The sequence below is a fragment of the Ignavibacteriales bacterium genome (assembly GCA_016709765.1).
In the GTDB taxonomy this organism is placed as follows: Bacteria; Bacteroidota; Ignavibacteria; order Ignavibacteriales; family Ignavibacteriaceae; genus IGN3.
The window spans coordinates 144,692-161,127 of the sequence record JADJMD010000015.1 but is presented as its reverse complement, the minus strand read 5'-3'; the positions used below and the strand labels follow the sequence as shown (position 1 = coordinate 161,127).

The window sequence follows — 16,436 nt, the reverse complement described above, 5'->3', positions numbered from 1 at the left end:
AATTTAGAATTGCATTTATATTAGTTATTATACTTTATGGTGCCTTTGGTTACCTCGATTCGCGAGTAATACCCGAATATGCAACCGCTTTCCATGCTATCCGCTTTTTATTTGTTATTCCAATACTCTTAATCGTATTACTTTTATCTTTCACCCAGTTATTTCAGAAAGTTTGGCAAGTCTTGTTGCTCATCAGTGTTATTGCGGGTGGTTTCGGAATCAGCATTATGACAATGCTTGCACCTGAAAATTATGCATATTATGCCGGGATGATGCTAGTCTTTTCTGCGGGTTACTTTTTTATTAAACTCCGTTTCTTTTTTGCTACAATTGCAGGTTGGTCAATACTCCTTATGTATAATATAGGAGCAATATATTATACGCGTACGCCTGACGAATTACTTATTAATAACAATTTCTTTTTCATCAGTGCAAATCTTATCGGGATGTTTGCGGCATATAACATAGAGTATTATGCACGACGCAACTTTTTTCTGAGCCAGAGACTTGACAATGAAAGATTGCTTGTGTTAGATGCCAACAAAAACCTTGAAATAACGGTGGAAGAAAGAACCAAAGAACTATTGAAAGCCAAAGAACAGGCAGAAGAAAGCGACCGTCTTAAATCAGCTTTCCTCGCCAATATGAGTCACGAAATCAGAACTCCAATGAACGGAATTCTTGGTTTTGCCGAATTACTGAAAGAACCTGGTCTTACTGGCGAGGAGCAACAAGGTTACATTAGGATTATCCAGAAAAGTGGCACCCGTATGCTAAACATCATCAACGATATTGTTGATATTTCGAAAATTGAAGCCGGCCTAATGAAGCTTGTAATAAAGGAGTCGAATGTAAACGAACAAATCGAATACATCTATAAGTTTTTCAAACCTGAGGTGGAAGCCAAGGGGATGAAACTCTTATTTAGCACCCCATTACCGGCAAAAGAAGTAATCCTAAAAACCGACCGTGAAAAAGTATATGCCATACTTACCAACCTTGTTAAAAATGCTATTAAATATAGTAACAATGGTACAATAGAGATTGGATATAAAAAAAGGGATAAGAACCTTGAATTTTATGTGAAAGACACAGGAATTGGGATTCCAAATGACAGGCAGGATGCCATATTTGAGCGTTTTATTCAGGCAGATATTCCTGACCAATGGACTCAGCAAGGAGCAGGTTTAGGATTATCTATTTCCAAGTCATACCTCGAAATGCTGGGTGGTAAAATCTGGGTCGAAAGCCAGAAAGGTGTTGGATCAACTTTTTATTTCACCTTACCATACAATGCAGTACCAACAAAAGAAACAGTTGTTCAGCAATTTGTGCCTTCAGATAAAACCGATCAAGTTAGAAAATTAAAAATACTGATAGCCGAAGATGATAAAGTATCGGAAATGCTGATTGACATAACAGTAAAAATGTTTGGTAAAGAAATCATAAAAGCAAGGACTGGCGTTGAAGCCATTGAATCGTGCCGAAAGAATCCTGATATAGATTTGGTAATGATGGATATTCGGATGCCTGATATGGGAGGATATGAAGCCACCCGCCAAATCCGGGAATTTAACAAAGAGGTTATCATAATAGCGCAAACAGCTTATGGACTATCCAGAGACTGTGAAAAAGCAATTGAAGCCGGATGCAACGATTATATTGCAAAGCCCATTAATAAAGCCGAATTACTTTTATTGATTCAAAAGTATTTCGGGAAATAATTCATTGTAAACATACAATCGAACGAAAGAAAATAAAGCACATGACTATAACACGGAAGATAAAAAATTGGGGAGATAGCGAATAATTTCAAGTGCATAGCTCGCATATAGCTTTTGCGAGTTGACAGATAATCATCCCTTAATGCCCAGCTTTTCATATACCAACCGTTAGTGGCAAGAGTAACTGACGACAAAAAAGCGATCATAATCAGCTAAAAAGACAAATTATGACTTGGTGGATTTTATTCGGATTAGCAATAACATTCTTGACACTAATATTGGCAGGAGCGTTTAAAAAGAAAAAAATGACTACAAATTATTTTATGTGTTACGTACTTCGGATCTGAAGCAAGTGCGGGATATTAAGTTAATGGTTGAAGCTGGTTATAAGTTAATTTTAATGAAACCAGTTGATATGTTCCCTCAAACTTTACATATAGAGCATGTGGCTTTATTAGAAAAAGAATAATTAGAAAATTATTCCAAGATTAACAATTAGCGGTAATTTTGGAAAACTGTGCTGAACAGATATTGAGATTGCAGTATTTTCAAAATCGAATACAATATATTCTAGTTCGAAATTAAGAATTGGAGATAAATAACCCAAAGTTGCAAGCCCTATTCCCCCTTTTAAAAAGAATTTTTGATTATAAAAGGTCAGTGGATAACTTAAATATTCATTTAATGATATTGCACCTTCATCGCTGCCAATAGTTTTATAAATTTGTAAACTTGCTTCGAGATAAAAATATTTTGAAATTCTATAATCATTTAGAAAAGTTCCTGAAACACCATCTTTGCTAAAATACTCTTTGCTAAAGTGAAATCTTCCCAATTTAAATCCCCAGCAAGATTCATTTCCTGTATAACGTGATGCAGTCGTGGAATCTATTGGGTTTGCACAAACACTAATGGAAGAGAAAAGTAAAATAAGAAAATTATATTTTATGATTTTCATTTGCTTACCTAATGACTTGCGTTCCTCAGCAATAACACAAACTCACCTTTAAGATTTTCTCGTTCCACCGCCTTCAAAATGTTCTGTGTGTTACCACGATAGAACTTTTCCTTTTCTTTTGTTAATTCAAATGCAAGAACGCAGGGAATGTTTGGGCCAAGTAGTTTAACAATATCTTCCAGCAAAGTTTTTAATCTGTATGGTGTATCCATTAAAACAATTGTTTCTCGTCGCTTTCGCAAATCCATCAATTGCTTTCTTCTTATATCTTTTTTGGGTGAAAGCCAGCCGTAGTAATAAAATTTTTCAAAATTTAACCCGCTTCCAACTAAAGCAGTAAGCAATGAACTAACTCCTGGAACGGGAATTACATCAATTTTGTTTTGCAAAGCAAGATCAACTAATAAATGTCCGGGATCAGAAAAAAGAGGTGTTCCGCAATCAGAAATAAGTGCAGCTGATTTTCCTTCAAGTAATTTTAGGATTAACTCATTTGCACTCTCATTTTCGTTGTGCTCATTTAACGAGAAAAGTTCTTTCTCAATTTTATAATTGGATAATAATCTTCTCGCTTCTTTAAATTCTTCGCAAATAATAAAATCACATTCTTTTAAAATTCGTAAAGCGCGTAAAGTTATATCTTCATAATTTCCAATTGGGGTTGAGACAATGTATAGTTTTGGTTTCATATTTTAACTTGATTTAATGATATTGTCGTTTCGAAGGGGCAAGCGACTGAGAAATCTTATGTAGTATAAATCAGATTTCTCTCCCGATGAATCGGGATCGAAATGACAAAACAAAAACATCTCATATTTTGTTTGAAAACTTTCGTTATTTGTGCTTAAATTTAAGCATAAATTTTATAATTAAATTTAGGCTTATGAAGCAGCATACATTTTACTTCATTTCAAATTTTCTCACCACAGAAAAATTAAATTATCCAATACAAAATTAAACAGGTTGAATCGTTATGAAAATCCGATTTTTTTCATTTTTTTTATCACTAACCATTTCAGTTTTTGCACAAGTTAATGACCAAACATTTTTATCTCTAAAGGACACCGGAGTTGAAGAATTTATCAAACTTCATCCGGAGTTTGATGGAAGAGGAACAATTATTCTCGTACTTGATACCGGAGTTGATATGGGAATAGACGGACTTACAAAAACATCTACGGGTGACGTAAAAGTAATTGACGCACAGGATTTTACCGGACAAGGAGATATGCCTCTTGTTGAAGCTGATCTAACAAGTAAAGATGGTAAGGATGCTTTTGAAAATGAGGAAAAGGGCTATTCTGTTTTTGCTGATAAAAATAAAATGATAAAAAGTGCAGATGATAATTATTGGATGAGTGTTCTAAATGAAACCCATTTGATGAATTCAGGTTCCGGTGCGCAGGATTTAAATGGCAATGGTGTTAAAGATGATAAATATTTTATGGTTACGTATAAAACAACTGAAGGTTATTGGGTTGTTTATTTTGATACAAACGGAAACAATGATTTATCCGACGAGAAACCATTCCGCAATTACAAAGAAAATTATGATTCATTTACAATTGAAAATCAAAAAGGTTTAACACCAATTACGCTTGCGTTAAATATCTTTTCCGAGGAAAAAAGAATCTCGCTTTATTTTGATGATGGTTCACACGGAACACATTGCGCAGGTATTGCAGCAGGATTCAACATCGGCGATGCTGGTATAAATGGAGTTGCCCCTGGAGCAAAAGTTATAGGGTTAAAGCTTGGTAATAATAATTATCCTGGCGGTGCAACAGTAACCGAATCTATGAAAAATGCATACTTGTACGCAGATAAAATTTCTAAAGAAATGAAAGTTCCTTGCATCGTAAGTATGAGTTTTGGTGTTGGTAGTGAGATTGAAGCAAAATCTGAAATGGAAAAATTTCTTGCAGATTTGTTAACTAAAAACCCATACTTGTATGTTAGCACAAGCAATGGTAATAATGGACCGGGAATTTCATCTGCCGGCTTACCTTCATCAAGCAGTTATGTGTTTTCATCAGGAGCAGTTTTAACACAAGAAATTGCGCGTGATAATTATGGAAACATTCTTCCATATAATATGCTTCTACATTTTAGTTCACGAGGCGGAGAAGTAAGCAAACCTGATGTAATCTCTCCCGGCGCTGCAACATCAACCGTTCCAAATTTTTCTGTCGGCGATAAGTTTTGGGGAACCAGTATGGCTTGTCCATATACTTCGGGAGTAATGGCTTTATTGTTAAGTGCTGCTGAAAAAGAATTTCCGGGTGTGAAAATTCCTTCTCAGCTTCTTTTCAAAATTATCCGCGAAGGTGCTGTTAAACGAAACGAATACACTCCAATTGATCAAGGTGGGGGATATATTAATGTTTTAAACTCTTATGAAATTCTTAAAAAGTATTTAAAGAGTAATGAAATTTCAAAATTTGAAACTTACACAGTTTCATCATTCGCACCAAATCAGCCTGATAACAGATCAAGAAATTTATATCTCCGTGATGGATCTTATTTAACCGGCGATGAAATATTTTCTTATGTTGTTAAAAGAGATAATTCAATTAAATCAAATAAGTTTTATAGAGTTTACAATCTAAAATGTGATGCTGATTGGCTTACGCTCGTTCAGAAGAAAACCTATATAAGAAATGATCAGCCGGCAGTTGTTAATGTTAAAGTTGATAAATCAAAAGTTAAAGAACCAGGGCTTTACACCACTACAATTACAGCTTATCGCGATGATGCTAGTAAAATCCCAGAGTTTGATATGCTTGCCACACTTGTTGTTCCTTATGAAATCAATTCATCCAATAATTATAAAATTATTTGGAAAGATAAAGTTGTAAACCAGGGAATGATTGACCGGTATTTTATTAAAATTCCTGCGGGGCAGAACAGTATGAAAGTTACATTAAGCAGAGATGCTTCATCAAATAAATACGCTCGCTGCCGCTACTTTTTAAGTAATAATGATGGGGTGCAAATCGAAAGTTCAGGTGTGCTTTACTCAGTTAATAAAGATGAAAAAGTGGAAAACTACTATTATGATTTAGAGCCTGGAATTTACGAAATTGATGTTGATGGATTTTTCTTAGCAACTGATCCTTCAACATACAATCTTGCAGTTGAGTTTTTATCAATTCAAACTGTTGATGCCAAAGAAGTCTCACTAAACGATGAACGAATTGAATTAGCTAATTACTTTAATGAGTCTCAAACATATAATATAAGTTCAGAATTGCTTGGATATCAACGCAATTACAATTTAACGGTTGATGGAAGTGATACCTACAAAATGCCTTTTACAATTTATAAAGGCGAAGGTTCAAAAGAATTTAATTTTACTTTGAGCAAAGAAGATTTTATTAAGACTACTGACTTTGCATTCCAAATTTTAGATGACAAAGGCAAAGCAATAAAAAAAGGTGGTTTATCATACAGAACAGATAATCTTAGTGTTAATATGCCGGCGGATAAAGACAGCATAAAATATATATTAGAGATTATCCCGGCCTTCGTAAGTAAAGGATTATCTGCTAACGTTGATATTAAAGAAATTACATATTCCTCGTCTCCAGTTTCAGTTGATGTAAAATTTAGTGGTAGAACTTCATTAACATTATATCCAAATAATATTAAATATTTAGATTTTAATTTTTCACAGCCAATATCAAAAATCCCTGTAGATGCAGTCGGCTATGGAAAAGTATATTTTAAATCTCCATCAACTAGTAAAACAGAGTATGAACTCCCAATTAATTTTAAATTCTAATAAAGGAAAGTAATATGAGCGAACATCACAGCGGAAAAATTGAAGGGCTACCAGATAATGCTTACACAGAGCTAAAACCCGGCGAAGAATATAAACCACTGATGCCTGCAAATTCTAATCCGCAGGAAATTACGGTTTACTCTGTAACAATGGGATTGTTAATGGCAGTTTTGTTTTCAGCAGCAGCAGCTTATCTTGGTTTAAAAATCGGACAGGTGTTTGAAGCTGCTATTCCAATTGCAATTATTGCGGTTGGGGTTTCAACATTGCTGAAGAAAAAAAGTGCACTCGGACAAAATGTGATTATTCAGTCCATCGGGCAAAACTCCGGACTGATAGTAGCCGGTGCGATTTTTACAATTCCTGCCTTGTACATTTTAAATCTGCAAGCAGAATTCTATCAAATCTTTTTAGCATCTGCATTTGGCGGCGTGTTGGGAATGTTATTCATCATTCCGTTTAGAAAATATTTTGTAGCCGAAATGCACGGAAAATTTCCCTTTCCTGAAGCAACGGCAACAACCGAAATTTTAGTTGCCGGGGAAAAAGGCGGCAAGCAAGCAATGGTTTTAGTTGTTAGCGGATTGATAGGCGGATTTTATGATTTTATAATTGCAACGTTTGGATGGTGGAGCGAAACTTTTACAACTCGAGTTGTTGGTGTTGGCGAAATGCTTGCTGATAAATTTAAACTTGTTTTTCGCTTAAATGTTGGCGCCGCTGTTATGGGCCTGGGTTATATTGTTGGATTAAAGTATGCAGCTATCATTGCTGCAGGATCTTTCGTTTCGTGGTATCTCCTTGTCCCGGTAATCTCTTATATCGGTGCTGGGTTAACTGAACCATTTGGAACTGGTGCCTCAAAAATTATTTCTCTAATGAGTGCAGAAGAAATATTTAGACAATACGTTCGCCACGTCGGCATTGGTGGAATTGCGATGGCAGGAATTATTGGAATAATTCGTTCTTCAAAAATAATAAGAGATGCGCTTGCTCTTGCGGTTAAAGAAATTTTTGAAAAAAAATCAGCGGAAAATACAGCAATAAGAACTCAAATTGATCTTTCGATGAAGATAATTGTTGGTGGACTTGTAATTACTGCAATTTTACTTTTTGTCTTTTTCCAAATGGGCGTTGTTCATAATCTTGGTTGGGCTTTTGCAGGATTACTAATCGTACTTATTATTTCATTTTTATTTACTACTGTTGCAGCAAACGCAATTGCTATTGTGGGAACGAATCCTGTAAGCGGAATGACATTGATGACATTAATTCTTTCTTCAATCGTGCTTACTTCTGTTGGATTAAAAGGCGAATCAGGAATGATTGCCGCACTAATAATCGGTGGTGTTGTTTGTACAGCACTTTCAATGGCTGGTGGATTTATAACCGATTTAAAAATTGGTTACTGGCTGGGTTCTACTCCACGCAAACAGGAACAATGGAAATTCTTAGGCGTTCTTGTTTCGTCACTTACGGTTGGATTTGTAATTATGATATTAAATGAAACTTACGGATTTGTTGGCGAAGGATCATTAGTTGCACCGCAAGCAAATGCGATGGCAGCCGTTATTCAACCACTGATGGATCAGCAGCCAGCACCATGGATACTTTATATTGTTGGAGCGATTTTAGCATTAGTGCTTACAATGATAAAAGTTCCTGCACTCGCATTCGCGCTTGGAATGTACATTCCACTTGAATTAAATACTCCATTGCTTATCGGCGGATTGATTGCACACTTTGTATCAACCCGTAGCAAAGATGAAAAAATAAATACTGCACGAAGAGAACGCGGAACATTAATCGCTTCCGGATTTATAGCCGGTGGTGCTTTGATGGGAGTTATAAGTGCAATTTTAAGATGGCAAGGATTTAACTGGGTTAATCCAGAATGGGCTGAATCACATTCTGCGGAATTATTAGGAATTATAATGTTTGCCGCACTTTGTGGTTATATGATTTGGGATTCCCTGAGAGGAAAACCAGAGGCAGAATAAAGCTAAAAGTTTCTGAAATTGACCAAATAAAAATGCCATATCAAATGATATGGCATTCTTTTAACATGAAGAAAAAATTACTCTATCCCAACAACTCCTTAACCTTCTTCATCAATCCACTAATCTCAACATCAAATCGCTCACCAGTTTTTCTAACTTTAACTTCGCACTTGTTTTCCTTTAGTTTCTTCTCACCGATTACAACTTGAATTGGCATTCCGAGTAAATCCGCATCGTTAAATTTAAATCCTGCAGTAACATCGCGATTATCAAACAGAACTTCGATTCCTTGCTTGGTTAAATCATTGTAGATTTTTTCGCAAGTATCAATAATTTCCTGCTTCTTTAAATTCAATCCGATTAAGTGAACTTGGAATGGTGCAAGAGTTTTATCCCAGATTATTCCACCTGCATCGTGATTTTGTTCAATATAGCAAGCTATAACACGCTCAACGCCTATTCCATAACTGCCCATAATTATTGGATTTTCTTTTCCGTTTTCATCAAGAAATTTTGCGCCCATTGCTTCTGAGTATTTCGTACCAAGTTTAAATATATGTCCGAGTTCAATTGCAGCAAAAACTTCTAATCGTTTTCTACATTTTGGACAGCCTTCACCAGATTTTACAATTCTAAAATCTGCAAACTCAACAGTTGGAATGTCACGTTTAAAATCTATTCCGCCAATGTGATAATCATTTTTATTAGCGCCACTGAACACATTGTTGGAATCTTTCAAACGATTATCTGCAATTATTCTTCCTTTAAAACCAACAGGACCAATTGAACCGGCATCTGCCCCTGAAATATCTTTTAACTCTTCAGGATGTGCAGGACGAACATTCCCGCCAAGAACTTTTTCTAATTTAATTTCGTTTACTTCATCATTACCAAGCATTAAAATTAGAACAGGTTTTTCGTCGTGAATATAAATTCTTGATTTTGCACATTGTGTTTCATTAATTTTCAGGAACTCACACAGTTCATCAATCGAATGAACATGTGGTGTTGAGATTTCATAAATAATTTTACTCTCAGCTTCTCTTTCAACCACATCAATTCTGGATTCAGCAACTTCAACGTTTGCAGCGTAACCGCAGGATTCACAGTAAGCAACCGTATCTTCGCCGGCCGCGGATTTAACCATAAATTCTTCCGAACCTGTCCCACCCATTGCGCCGCTTGATGCACCGACAACAAAATATTTTAATCCGCAGCGATCAAATATTTTTCTGTATGCTGTATCATGCAGCTGATAAGATTTGTCTAAGTTTTCCCAGCTTGTATCAAAACTATAAGCGTCTTTCATCAAAAATTGTCTTCCACGTATAACACCGCTTCTTGGTCTCGATTCATTTCTAAATTTTGTTTGTATCTGATACCAAATCTGAGGCATATCTTTATAAGATTTAACGACATTGCGTGCGTGATAAGTCATAATCTCTTCGTGAGTTGGTGCAAGCACATACTCGCGATTTTTTAGATGAAACAATGTATCACCAAAAGCTTCCACTCTTCCGGTTTCTTCCCAAATTTCTTTAGGATTAAGTGCAGGAAGATGAAATTCTTGTCCACTAATTGCATCCATTTCTTCACGGATAATTTCACTTACTTTTTTTACAACTCTGTATCCTAGAGGAAGAAAAGAATAAATTCCTGCCGAAAGCATTCGTACCATTCCGGTTCTTAGCATTAAAATATGGCTAATAACCACTGCATCGTTTGGAACTTCTTTTAGTGTTGGAACAAAATATTTACTTAATCTCATAAATAGCTTTTCTAAATAATTTTTGGTTTGATGTGAAATTTCGGTAAGAAAAATACTGATTTGAGGAGGTTTATCAAAGTTGGTATAATTTGATTTAAGGTAAGAAAACTTTATTATTTGCATTCAAAAATGTTTTTAATTTCCTTATGTTCGCACTGATTTTTTTATCAAATTTGTAAAATTGAAAGCTATTTATGGAACATTTTGCTAATATTGAAATACCCCTTTTGAGCTTAGTCCCTTTTGTTTTGATGCTTTTATCAATAGCAATCTTTCCATTGTTTTGGAATCATTTTTGGGAAAAGAATAAAAACAAACTTTATGTTGCAATAGCATTAAGCATTCCGGTTATCATTTATTTAATTACAAATAATTTTTTACATAGATTAATTGAAACTATGCTTTTTGATTATGTGCCGTTTCTAATTTTACTTGGGGCTTTGTTTACGATTACCGGTGGCATTTTGCTAACGGGTGATATTGAAGCAAAGCCCAAAATCAACACCCTGTTTATGGGCATTGGTGCTGTGCTTGCTTCTTTAATGGGAACCACTGGAGCAGCAATGCTTTTAATTCGTCCGATCATTCAAACAAATAAAGAACGAACATTGAAAGTGCACACCATTTTATTTTTTATTGCAATTGTAGCAAACTGCGGCGGACTTTTAACTCCACTTGGTGACCCCCCATTATTTATGATGTATTTGCGTGGTGCGCCATTTACGTGGTTTTTTCATCTTTTACCTGAATGGTTGGTCACAAATGCTGCATTATTAATTATTTATTTTCTTGTTGACACTTATTATCACAAAAAAGAACCAGCTTCGGCAATAATACGTGATGAGACTAACATTCGCCCAATTAAGATTGAAGGTAAAAGAAATTTTATTTTCTTAATTGGTGTTGTTTTAGCAGTCGCATTTATAAATGAACAATACCTTAACTTTATAAGTATCAATCCTTACTTCAAATTTATTAGGGAGGCAGTAATTGTTTTAATGGCCTATTTATCTATGCAGTTTACTCCAAGACTCTTAAGAACATCAAACAATTTTACATGGCACCCAATTGAAGAAGTAGCATATTTATTTTTAGGAATTTTTATTACGATGGTTCCAGCATTGTTATATCTTGAAGTGAATGCAAAACACTTGGGGGTTCAGTCAGTCAGTCAGTTTTACTATTATACTGGTTTGCTTAGTAGTTTTCTCGATAACACTCCGACCGCTGTAACATTTCATTCTCTTGCAATGGGGCTTGGCATCACAACGGGAACTCTTGTTGCTGGGATTCCTGAAGAGTTGCTTAAGGCTATCTCAACAGCTGCTGTATTTTTTGGTGCGATGACGTATATTGGCAACGGACCTAACTTTATGGTTAAAGCTGTTGCTGAAGAAAATAATATTAAGATGCCTGATTTCTTTAGTTACATGATTAAGTTTTCAATTATCGTTCTATTACCACTGTTTATTTTAATGGAACTATTATTTATTTAAAACAGAAATAACAAATGTATTCAAAACCATTTCATCCGTGGCACAATGTTAGTCCTGGTAAAGATATACCCAACACAGTAAATGGAATTATAGAAATTCCAAAAGGATCTAAAGGAAAGTATGAGCTTGATAAAGAAAGCGGATTATTAAGATTAGATCGTGTACTTTATTCATCTGTCCACTATCCGGCAAATTATGGATTTATTCCTCAAACTTATTGTGATGATAAAGATCCGCTTGATATACTTATTATTTGTTCAATTGATGTTGATCCACTTTGCTTAATTGAAGCAAAAGTAATTGGTGTTATGCATATGATTGATGACGATGAGCAGGATGATAAAATAGTGGCAGTTGCAAACAATGATATGGCTGTAAATTATATCAATGATATTTCAGAACTTCCACCGCATACCATTGTGGAATTAAGGAGATTTTTTGAAGATTACAAAAAGTTAGAGCACAAACAAGTTATTGTTGAGCAGTTTCTTGGCAGGGAAGATGCTTATAAAATTGTTACTGAAGCGGTTGAACTTTATCAAAAGAATAAAGACAGCTTGTTAGGCTAATATCATTTGTATATGAAATTTATTAGTAAATATTTTTCACGATTACTTTTAATTTTTGCATTAATTTTGTTTTGGTTGGATGTGATCAAGCAACAAAAAAAATTGCACACACAGAATTAAGGAATAAAGCCAATACGGAAATTGCAGGCATTATCAATCTTCAATATGCCGAAAATGATGGCGGAATGTTAAGTCTTGGTAGCGATTTGTCACAGTCTTTAAAATTTACAATTTTCATTTTAGTTGTGTCTTTATTTTTAGTCTGAATTTTTATTTATGTGATTAGACATAAAGAACAATATTTTTTAAAACAATTTGGTTTAATATTTATAATTAGTGGCGGTGTTGGAAATTTAATTGATAGAATTTTTAACAACGGAACTGTAATTGATTTTATCAGGTTAAGATTACCTTTAATAGAAAGCGGGATTTTTAATATTGCGGATTTCTATGTTACGTTTGGTTTTATCTTTCTTTTGATGGCAATGTTTAAGAGAGAAAAAATAAATGTTACAAATTGATTTCTGTTTTACTTTGGCAGCAAATAATACATATACGATGCATAGCCAAACAATAAAAAAGCACCTTCCACTCTGTTAATTATAAATCCTCTTTTTACTAATGGCAATAAAATAATTGCTGTAAATAACATCACTCCCAAATCCACATTAGTAATTCCTACTGAACTTATTGGAATTATTAATGCTGTGATTCCCAAAATTCCAAGTATGTTCATAATATTAGAACCTATAACATTACCAAGTATAAGATCAGATTGATTCTTGTACGATGCTACGATTGAAGTTGCCAATTCCGGAAGACTTGTACCGACTGCAACAATAGTGAGCCCAATAATGGCATCACTAACATTAAACAGCTTCGCAATTGCTACCGCACTTTGTACAAATAGATTTGCGCCAAGAATTAAAAGAGCTAATCCACCAATCATTAGCGTTAGTGAGATTGGAATTCCCAGTTTACTGGCTAACCCCTTTTCAAATTCTTTTTTTACAAGTATATTTTTTTCTTTGCGAGATAAGACAACATTCGTAGCAGAATATAAAATCAATCCAACTATAAAAATTAATCCATCAATAAAGCCTAGCTGCCCATCCCACAAAAACAATAAAAACAAAATGCTAATAAACAGGAGAATTGGAATTTCTCTTTTTATAATGACTGCATTAATTTTAATAGGTCTCACCAAGGCCGCTACTCCAAGAATCAAAGTGATATTCGCAATGTTAGAACCTACAACATTACCTAGTGAGATAGAACTATTGCCCATTAATGCTGCTTTTAAACTTACGACAAGTTCGGGTGCGCTGGTTCCTAAAGCAACAATAGTTAGTCCAACAACAAGTGGAGTAATTCCAATCTTAATTGCAAGATTAGAACTACCTCGGATCAATCCTTCTGCTCCAATAAAAAGCAAAATCAATCCTCCAATTAAATACAATATTATTTCAAATGGGCTCATAAAAGATTATAAAATTGAAAGTTTGTAAGTATCCAATAAAACTTAGATTTGAATTCAAAAGTTCAATTTGATATATCAATCGATTTAATCAAATAAACTTTATCATTTCTTCTAACAAGTGTGAGAATTTTTAATGTAATTTCGTCTCCCTTTTTTGCTGTTGCACTCATTTTGTCATTTACATTCATCATTTCAATTTTAATTTCGATAACACCTGTTGTTTCACCGATAATTAAAATGTTATCGCTGGAATTTAACTCGCCGGTTTCCAAAATGATGTGGGCTATTTCAATATCTTTAAAGTAATTTAAGACTTTTCCAACGTAAACTTTTCGTGTAGTCGCTCTGCTGCCGTGAACACCTGCGTATTCTTCAGAAGATGGAGTATCAAAATAAAAACCTGATGAAAATCCACGGTTGTATACTTTTTCAAGTTCTTCTAATAATTCTTTTTTCTTATCCTCGGTTAAAAGATTTTCTTGCTTTCCATCCCTTTGTGCAAAGTAAAGATCAATTGCCTGTCGATAAACTGAAACAACTTTTGCAACATATTCCGGTGCACGCTTTCTTCCTTCAATTTTAAATGAATCAATTCCAGCTTCAATTAGCTGATCAATAAATTCAATTGTACAAAGATCTTTGGGAGACATAATATAATCTTCCCCAACGATTAATGACTTATTGATCGAAGGATCATAAACCTCGTATTCTCTTCTGCATGGTTGCACACATTCACCTCGATTTGCACTTTTACCAAACAAATGATGGCTCATAAAACATCTTCCACTAACAGCGATACACATTGCACCGTGAATGAAAGCTTCAATTTCTAAATCAGTTTTTGCTCTGATTTTTTTTATTTCATCGATAGAACATTCTCGCGCAAGCACAATTCTAACGGCACCCATTCTTTTGTAAACATCTGCGGCAAGTGAATTTGAAATAGAACTTTGTGTGGAAATACAAAAAGGGATCTGATGTTTATAACATAAATCTGCTACTGCAAGATCGGAGCAAATAATTCTATCAACATCATTTTTTTTAGCTGCAATAATTATTTCTTCAAGATCAGATAACTCTTCTTCAAAAACAATTGTATTAATTGTAAGATAAGTTTTTACGTTGTATTCTGCACAGAATGAAATAATACTAGGCAATTCTTCAACGGTAAAGTTTGCGGCTTTTGCTCGCATGTTCAGTTTATCTAACCCAAAATAAACTGCATCAGCTCCATTGCTAACGGCAGCACGCAGCATTGTCCAATCCCCTGCAGGAGCCATTAGTTCTGGTTTGTGTAAAATGTTATTCATATAAAAATTTACTTAATAAAAAAACACAGATTAAACTGATTGAATTTAATCAGTTTAATCTGTGTTCAATACAAATATTTTAGCTATGCTTTCTCTTCCCAGACTTTGGCAACTTCAATAATTGTCTTAACAGCCATTTCCATATCTTGAATAGCAACCCATTCAAGTTGTGAATGAAAACTATGCTCGCCGGCAAAAATATTTGGAGTTGGCAATCCCATAAAAGATAAACGTGAACCGTCCGTTCCCCCACGAATTGGATGCATGATCGGTTTTATTCCTAATCTTTCCATCGCTTCCATTGCATACTGATTTACGTGTGGGTGTTTATCCAAAACTTCTTTCATATTTCTGTACTGTTCAATTACTTGAAATTCCATTTTTGAACCGGGAAATTTTGCAACAGTTTCTTCTGCTAATTTTTTTAATATTTCTTCATAGTCTTTCAATTTGGCAGTTATGAAATCACGAATTATAAATTTTAGAATTGTTAATTCTTCGTTTCCATTAAACGAACCACAATGAACATAACCTTCACGTCCATCAGTCGTTTCTGGCGATAATCCATCATTAGGTAAACTCTCAATAAAATGCGAAGCGATTTTAACAGAATTTATCATTATGTTTTTTGCATAACCGGGGTGAATGTTTTTACCAAAGAATTTTATTACAACAGCGTCTGCTGAAAATGTTTCTGTTTCAAGTTCCCCTCTGCTTGAGCCATCAATAGTGTAAGCATACTTTGCCCCGAGTTTTTTCAAATCAATTTTTTCCGTTCCTCTTCCAACTTCTTCATCAGGCGTAAAACAAACTTTAATATCTCCATGTTTAACTTCTGGATGAGTTAAAAAGTAATTAACTGCATCTACTATTTCTGCAACACCGGCTTTATTATCCGCACCAAGTAAAGTAGAACCATCGGTAGTTATGATATCAAATCCGATCATATTCTTTAAATCCGGATTATCGCCCACAGAAATTACCCAGCCGCCGGTTTCAAGTTTTATATCTCCGCCTTGATAATTTTTTCTAATCATTGGTTTAACATCTTTTCCACTTACCGCAGGAGATGTATCAACGTGTGCAATAAAGGCAATGGGATCAACCTTTTTTGTAGTGTTTGACGGAAGCGTCGCCATTACATATCCCCAATCATCCATGTGAGCATCTTTTAATCCTATTGATTTTAACTCTTCTGCAAGATCTTTTGAAAGAACTTTTTGTTTTTCTGAACTTGGAAATGAAGTTGATTCTTCATCTGATTGAGTGTCGTATTTAACGTACTTTAAAAATCTATCAACACAAGTAAATTGATATTTGGGATCGAACATAATAACCTCTAACTTT

At 34.5% G+C, this 16,436-nt stretch carries 13 protein-coding genes; 7 read left to right on the top strand and 6 right to left on the bottom strand.

All coding sequences use genetic code 11. From position 1 onward, the window contains the following. Window positions 1-227 precede the first annotated feature (227 nt). A complete protein-coding gene (locus IPJ23_17955) occupies window positions 228-1,724 on the top strand; it encodes a response regulator (GenBank protein ID MBK7632542.1) in 1,497 nt (498 codons plus the stop codon). 469 nt (window positions 1,725-2,193) lie between these two features. On the opposite strand, the gene IPJ23_17950 is transcribed toward IPJ23_17955, so the two are convergent. Further along, entirely contained in the window at window positions 2,194-2,682 is a 489-nt protein-coding gene (locus IPJ23_17950) for a hypothetical protein (protein ID MBK7632541.1), read from the bottom strand. Window positions 2,683-2,690: 8 nt separating this feature from the next. Further along, entirely contained in the window at window positions 2,691-3,371 is a 681-nt protein-coding gene (rsmI, locus tag IPJ23_17945; GenBank protein ID MBK7632540.1) for a 16S rRNA (cytidine(1402)-2'-O)-methyltransferase, read from the bottom strand. Between the two features lie 284 nt (window positions 3,372-3,655). Between rsmI and IPJ23_17940 the strand changes: the two genes are divergently transcribed. Both IPJ23_17940 and IPJ23_17935 read left to right on the top strand, forming a co-directional pair. Next, window positions 3,656-6,466 (top strand): S8 family serine peptidase, encoded by a 2,811-nt coding sequence (locus IPJ23_17940; GenBank protein MBK7632539.1) that lies wholly within the window; start codon window positions 3,656-3,658, stop codon window positions 6,464-6,466. A gap of 14 nt (window positions 6,467-6,480) precedes the next feature. After that, on the top strand, window positions 6,481-8,466 hold the full coding sequence (locus tag IPJ23_17935; GenBank protein ID MBK7632538.1) for an oligopeptide transporter, OPT family: 1,986 nt from the start codon (window positions 6,481-6,483) through the stop codon (window positions 8,464-8,466). 82 nt (window positions 8,467-8,548) lie between these two features. Here the strand turns inward: IPJ23_17935 and IPJ23_17930 are convergent, their stop codons facing one another. Further along, window positions 8,549-10,234 (bottom strand): proline--tRNA ligase, encoded by a 1,686-nt coding sequence (locus tag IPJ23_17930; protein MBK7632537.1) that lies wholly within the window; start codon window positions 10,232-10,234, stop codon window positions 8,549-8,551. Between the two features lie 194 nt (window positions 10,235-10,428). Between IPJ23_17930 and IPJ23_17925 the strand changes: the two genes are divergently transcribed. From IPJ23_17925 to IPJ23_17910, 4 genes are all read left to right on the top strand, one after another. Continuing rightward, window positions 10,429-11,730 (top strand): sodium:proton antiporter, encoded by a 1,302-nt coding sequence (locus IPJ23_17925; GenBank protein ID MBK7632536.1) that lies wholly within the window; start codon window positions 10,429-10,431, stop codon window positions 11,728-11,730. Window positions 11,731-11,744: 14 nt separating this feature from the next. Continuing rightward, window positions 11,745-12,299 (top strand): inorganic diphosphatase, encoded by a 555-nt coding sequence (locus IPJ23_17920; GenBank protein ID MBK7632535.1) that lies wholly within the window; start codon window positions 11,745-11,747, stop codon window positions 12,297-12,299. A gap of 71 nt (window positions 12,300-12,370) precedes the next feature. Next, complete coding sequence (locus IPJ23_17915) at window positions 12,371-12,565, top strand: signal peptidase II (GenBank protein MBK7632534.1); 195 nt, start codon at window positions 12,371-12,373, stop codon at window positions 12,563-12,565. 12 nt (window positions 12,566-12,577) lie between these two features. Beyond that, window positions 12,578-12,820 carry a signal peptidase II gene (locus IPJ23_17910; GenBank protein MBK7632533.1) on the top strand — a complete coding sequence of 81 codons (243 nt, stop codon included), beginning with the start codon at window positions 12,578-12,580 and terminating at the stop codon, window positions 12,818-12,820. Window positions 12,821-12,828: 8 nt separating this feature from the next. Here IPJ23_17910 and IPJ23_17905 read toward each other — a convergent pair whose 3' ends face one another. The 3 genes from IPJ23_17905 to pepT form a co-directional block, all read right to left on the bottom strand. Then, window positions 12,829-13,779 carry a calcium/sodium antiporter gene (locus IPJ23_17905; protein MBK7632532.1) on the bottom strand — a complete coding sequence of 317 codons (951 nt, stop codon included), beginning with the start codon at window positions 13,777-13,779 and terminating at the stop codon, window positions 12,829-12,831. A 62-nt stretch (window positions 13,780-13,841) separates the two neighbouring features. Beyond that, entirely contained in the window at window positions 13,842-15,089 is a 1,248-nt protein-coding gene (locus tag IPJ23_17900) for a U32 family peptidase (protein ID MBK7632531.1), read from the bottom strand. A gap of 83 nt (window positions 15,090-15,172) precedes the next feature. After that, entirely contained in the window at window positions 15,173-16,420 is a 1,248-nt protein-coding gene (gene pepT, locus IPJ23_17895; protein MBK7632530.1) for a peptidase T, read from the bottom strand. Window positions 16,421-16,436: the final 16 nt, after the last annotated feature.